Below are 5,436 nucleotides of genomic sequence, written 5' to 3' on the forward strand. Positions count from 1 at the left end.
TCCAACATTTTCACTTTTACATTCGGAGTGGCAAAAGCAACCCGGGAGCTATAATTAATCTGGGGTTTTCCACTCTTACCTCGTTTTGTGGTGATTAGCACAACTCCGTTGGCACCCCGGGAACCATAAATAGCAGTGGCTGAAGCATCTTTCAAAATATCAATACTTTGTATATCATTGGTATTTAAAGAAGCCAATGGGTTATCCTGTGCTCCTCCTGTCCGGCTTCCGGCATCTTGCTGGACAGGTATCCCGTCAATCACAATAAGAGGATCTCCTCCGGCAGTGATAGAAGCAATACCACGTACACGAATTGCAGCACCGGCACCAGCCATTCCAGAAGTTTGTGTTACCTGCACACCCGCCGCTCTTCCCTGCATTGCTGCATCAAAAGAACTGGTAGGTATCGACATCAGGTCGCTTCCCTCTACCTTGGCGATTGATCCGGTAACATCACGACGGTTTTGCACACCATATCCAACTACAACTACTTCATCAAGAACCTCGATATCTTCCTGTAAAGCAACGTTTATCGTTGTCTGAATACCTACAGTAACTTCAATTGTTTGATATCCGATATAGGAATATACAAGAACAGCATCTTGTCCGGGGACTACAATCGTATATTTTCCATCACTATCAGTAGTCGTTCCCTGTGTGGTTCCTTTCACCTGAATGGTAATAAAGGGAAGTGTTTCTCCTGTCCCGGCATCTGTCGCCACACCGGTTATACGTATCTGTGCAAATGTTCCCATTGAAATAAGCAACATGCCTATTATTAGAAATGCCTTATTCAATAAATGTCGTCCACCTCTTCTTCCAGGGGAAGAGAAAATATTCATTTGTCTGTCCATAATGTAATTGGTATTAAAATGTCAATATAAATCTATGATAAATACACCTCTTGGAGGAAGTTTTACGGTTTCAGCAACTGAAACGCTTTTCCCGGTTATAATGTCTTTTCCTGCCTGATATTTCCCTATTACTTCGGAGAATCGCGACATCGGTAGAAGTTGTTCGTTATCGGTTCCATTGAGCACCACCAGCACCGTCTGTCCATCCTTTATACGCGCATAGACATAACAGCCCGTGCGGTCGGGAGTGTAATGGATCAGTTTTCCTTCCTTTACAGGAGAGCTCATTTTTCTCCAGTGAAGAATCTTTTGCATATAATCCCAGGCTTCGTTCTGTAATAACGTCCGTCCTTCTTTTGTAAAGGCATCTACCTCATCATCAGGCCATCCACCTGGAAAATCCTTACGAATATTTCCGTCACCATCCTTTTTTTCTCCATACATCAATATTTCTGTCCCATAATATATTTGAGGTATACCCCTTGTGGTTAGAAGAAAGGCAATTGCCTGCTTATATCTTCTTAAATCCTTCTCCTCTTTCTTCATGAATCGTCCTAAATCATGATTATCCAAAAAAGTGAGGATATTATCCGGATCTGCAAATAGATAATCCTGGGCGATTACCTCATAGAGTTTGAACAGTCCGGCTTCCGATCCTTCACGTGAGGAAGACTCATCCGTAAAAGCATCTTTAGCTGTAAATGACAGGTCAAAATCCATGACTGTCTTCAAATGGCTGTTACTGTTGTTGTTTGGTGAATTTCCCTGCCACCATGCAGATGCAGTAATCCTTGGATACCACGCTTCACCTACAATATTAAAGTCTGGGTACTCATTTTCAACCTCTTGACACCATCTGGCCATAAAATCATAGTCAGCATAGGGATGTGTATCCTGTCGAATACCATCTATCCTGGCATATTCAATCCACCAAATACTATTTTGTATCAGATAGGTAGCAAGATGTCTATTGCGTTGATTCAAATCGGGCATACCTCTGCCAAACCATCCATTTACCAGAATATCCTTCTCTGACTCAGGAGCATGAATATCCATCAGAGTCCATTTGTAATGAGTAGTTTGCACAAAATTTCCCTGATTATTCAACCAATCGGAAGCAGGCATATCTTTCATCCACCAATGTGAACTGCCGCAATGATTGAAAATCATATCCATAACAACTTTCATCCCTTTTTCATGTGCCTTGTCTACCAATTCACAATATTCTTCATTCGTTCCAAAGCGGGGATCTACATTAAAAAAATCTGTAATTGCATATCCGTGATATGATCCGCCGGGCATTCTATTCTCCAGTACCGGATTCAACCAGACGGTGGTGAAACCCAAATCTTCAATATAATCAAGCTTATTGATAATCCCTCGCAGATCACCCCCATGCCGTGAACCAGGACGTTGACGATTAACTTTCACTGTATCCAGATTATCATTTTCCGGTATTCCATTCACAAAACGGTCGGGAGTGATCAAATACATCACATCACCGGATGAAAAACCCATAGCACCCGGCCGATTACTCCTCTGCTTGAGTTCAAACGGTTTGCGGATCGTATTCTTCCCCTCTGTCAGTTCTATCTGCATGATGCCCGGTCGGGTATTATCCCGGAGTTCCAGATAAACAAACAGATAGTTTGGATTCTCAACCTGTACAACCTCCTTAATTCTCACTCCATCATAGTCAAGTTGAACCTTGGATTTTGCAATATCCTTTCCATAAAGCATTATCTGTAATTCAGGGTTTTTCATTCCTGTCCACCAGAATGAGGGCTCCATGCGGCTGACCTCCATCGCTTGCAAACAGAATATCCCCAAATAACACAATACAATTATTATATTTAGTTTTCTCATATAATTCATGTTGTATATAAAACCACTTCATTATTTTCCGTATTCCATATCTTTATAAAACAGGATATTCCCAGGGAGATCGGTAAACCGGCTTCAGATATGTATTTGCTTCCTGATTATCACCAAAAGAACGGGACTTTGGATCATAGACAACCTTGCTATTGGTTCGAAAGGAAATATTGGCCGCATGAGCCAGAATAGTAGCAAATACCCCTTTTTCAATGGGACTATTCGTCTCCATGGTTCCCTTTCGTATACATTCACCCCAATTGGTAGCATGATCTATAACTCCACGAAATTCAAACGGACCTGCCATCTGATACGGTTGAGCCAACAATTCACCCTCACGACTTTTTACCGGGATTAATTCATATCCGTCGCGATTACAAACTAACATTCCTTTACTGCCAATCCAGACCACACCCTGATTCCGATTATATAAATGTGCAACCTGTTGAGTCCATTCAATATGAAAATTGTCATACTGAAAAATTGTGGTTTGTACACTGGGTGTCTCATTGAATGTATCGGGATGCTTATAAGCAGTGGAATAGATCGATTTTGGAAAACTCCTGTTATCCAGTCCCAATACTGCCAATCCATCAAATGCAGAGTCTATCCAATGTACCCCCCAGTCAGTCTGTTGTCCCCCACCATAATCCCAAAAACCGCGCCAGCCCCTTACTCTTCCCTGATTATACGGACGTAGGGGAGCAGGACCTAACCACATATCATAATTAAAATCTGAAGGGACTATACTATCAGGTGTTGGTAAACGTGGATTGGTATTCTGGCAAAGGAAAATATGGACTTTATAAATGTCTCCCAATGCACCCGTAGCCAAGATATCATTTGCTCCACGGAAGTAACGTTGACTGGTTTGCCATAATCCTGTAGTTACTATCCCCTTATATTTCTTTTGAAAATCCATCATTGTATTACATTCCGCGATAGAGTTGGCAACGGGTTTTTCTACATAAATTGCTTTTCCCGCTTTCAATGCCTCACAAAACATATAGGTATGCCAATGATCCGGGGTTCCAATAATTACACCATCAATATCCTTGTTATCCAATACATCCCGAAAATCCTTATACAACTTCATATCTGTAGTTTGATCGGGATATCTTTTTCTGAAATCTGCTGCTTGTGTTTCCAACCGTTCCTGGTTTACATCACACATTCCAGCACAATGAGCCCAATCATTTTGCAGAATCCCGTTCAAATCGGCACATCCCATTCCCACACCAATAACTGCAATATTCACCCTGTCACTTGGTGCACTCTTATTAATGGAGGCCATTATTTGTGGTGAGAGGATCGATGCAACCCCAAAAGTCGTTGCTAAAGCTCCCGTACTTTTCAAAAAACTTCTCCGTGTCGTCATAATATTAAGATTAATTCTTTATTATAAATTTCGTATCCAGATATTACGGAATGCAACTTCAGTACCGTGATCCTGTAATGTCAAAGGCATTCTCCCGTGAGGAGTGTAACTTGGCAGACCGGTATAAGGAGTACTACCTTTTAGTATATAATTATTTTGAACCACCACTCCATTCAAAACTACAGTTACCATCGCCGGAGATTCCAATTCTCCCCCCGTACCAAAACGTGGAGCTCTCCAGTATATATCATATATCTGCCATTCCCCGTTTCTGGTATATGCATTGACCAACGGTGCACTTTGTTTATATACACTACCTACCATTCCATTTACATATGTAGGATTATTATCCCCATCCAATACCTGTATTTCATAACGGCTCTGAAGCATTATACCACTGTTCCCCCTATCTTGCCCGTTATGAGATCCGGGGGCGGGTGACTTAAATTCAATGTGTAGCTGACAATCTCCAAAATAATCCTTGGTCCGAATGGTACCTTTTCCCGGTACAACTCTCAACTCTCCATTCCTTACTTCCCATTCAGCAGCTGCTCCCGGATTATTCCTGTTAGCTGATTCCCATTTTGACAGGTCTGTACCATCAAAAAGAATAATAGCGTCCGAGGGAGGTTTTACGCCTTGCCCAGGAACAACTTTTTCAGGTACGGGATAATACCATTCAGTGCTACGGGGATCCCATTGTGGAGGACGATTTTGTACGGTTTGCGGAACTTGTTCCTGCTGAGCTTGCAATGCCATTATACATATAGATAAGGCCAGAATACATTGTGTTTTTTTTAGCATACTTTCTATGTATTAAAATTATTGGAAATAGATATCTCGATCGCACAAAAACAAAGATAGGTGCAGTTCGCCCTTATGCCTGCAAAATATTATATCGTTTTTTTGACATTTTGTATCATTTTTTATTATAATTAAGAAAGTTGAGATGAAATGAAAAGGTGAGAGACGTTAATGCAAAAAAAGCTGCCTCATCATGAAGTTTACCCCTTAAGCACTTTTGAAAGGGGATTTTGAAAAAAAACAATTAAGATAAGAAGTGTAATGTAATCAAATCTTTTGCACTTCTATCTTGAACTTAGTAGGTCTGTCAAGTTATGTCTGAAACTTTATAATTTGATTGAAAAAGAACGCTTTCTGCGATTAATTCCAAAAGCAGCTGTGAAAGGTTACCCGGCAGGAATGTTCAATATACAGCTATTTCGGAAACTTTTTTTAACTGTTTTACCGTTTTAATTCCTATATTTGTGATGCAACAGCCATGAGTGCCTGAAATGAACATATAAGTGAATAAAAACTGCCGAAAAG

At 40.8% G+C, this 5,436-nt stretch carries 4 protein-coding genes; all 4 read right to left on the minus strand.

The features are described 5' to 3' along the window. The coding region (locus Q0502_RS04140; protein ID WP_298647488.1) for a carboxypeptidase-like regulatory domain-containing protein at positions 1-854 on the minus strand (854 nt) is incomplete at its 3' end. Positions 855-875: 21 nt separating this feature from the next. Continuing rightward, complete coding sequence (locus Q0502_RS04145) at positions 876-2,729, minus strand: glycoside hydrolase family 13 protein (protein ID WP_298647491.1); 1,854 nt, start codon at positions 2,727-2,729, stop codon at positions 876-878. 43 nt (positions 2,730-2,772) lie between these two features. Beyond that, on the minus strand, positions 2,773-4,107 hold the full coding sequence (locus tag Q0502_RS04150; RefSeq protein ID WP_298647494.1) for a Gfo/Idh/MocA family oxidoreductase: 1,335 nt from the start codon (positions 4,105-4,107) through the stop codon (positions 2,773-2,775). 21 nt (positions 4,108-4,128) lie between these two features. Next, on the minus strand, positions 4,129-4,911 hold the full coding sequence (locus Q0502_RS04155) for a DUF1080 domain-containing protein (protein ID WP_298647497.1): 783 nt from the start codon (positions 4,909-4,911) through the stop codon (positions 4,129-4,131). Positions 4,912-5,436: the final 525 nt, after the last annotated feature.

This window comes from uncultured Proteiniphilum sp. (assembly GCF_937873925.1).
GTDB lineage: Bacteria > Bacteroidota > Bacteroidia > Bacteroidales > Dysgonomonadaceae > Proteiniphilum.